This window comes from Salmonella sp. SAL04162 (assembly GCF_046551535.1).
GTDB lineage: Bacteria > Pseudomonadota > Gammaproteobacteria > Enterobacterales > Enterobacteriaceae > Salmonella > Salmonella enterica.
Window position 1 is genome coordinate 1 of sequence record NZ_JBGDVX010000051.1, and the last position, 546, is coordinate 546.

Consider the following 546-nt stretch of genomic DNA (forward strand, 5'->3'; position numbering starts at 1 on the left):
CGCATTGACTCAGCATTTTTGTTACCCAACGCGCACTGTTGCCTCACCAAAATTGTTACTTTAGCTGCCATCGTAAATCAGTAATCCGGTTGCTGAATGGTGCCGTCACCAACGGTAGTCAACAGCGTCGCCCAGGCTCGTTCGGTTTATGGAGCAGTTGTCCAGCAGGATCTGATTGTCATCTGGGAAGCTTCAGATCGGCTGTGTGGCAAACGTCTCAGGGCGTTATTGCACCAGCTCATTTCGGCGATGGAGAGACACGGGCATCTCAGTCTGAATCCGGCACTCCGCGAGCAACTTATGAAGGTCAGTGCGTCCTCCATCGATCGCTGGCTGAAGGATGAACCGCAACTGGGCAGTACCGAATTACTTCTCAAACTTGAAGACGCACATCCGGGAAAATTCATTGAAGGCAATCGCAGAACACTGCAACGCAGGTTGCAGGAATGGCGGGTCAGGGTGGTCAGAGAATTGGTCTACGGAACTTGTCTGTTGGTAACATTTTAGCTAAGGCAAGAAAGTAACATTAACTGATGAGGCAACACG

Annotated in this window: 1 protein-coding gene; it reads left to right on the forward strand. The window is 50.5% G+C overall.

Annotated elements, in window-relative coordinates:
• Positions 1-96: 96 nt before the first annotated feature.
• Positions 97-507, forward strand: a complete 411-nt coding sequence (locus ACLJRH_RS26250; protein WP_410958297.1) for a hypothetical protein — start codon at positions 97-99, stop codon at positions 505-507.
• Positions 508-546 lie beyond the last annotated feature (39 nt).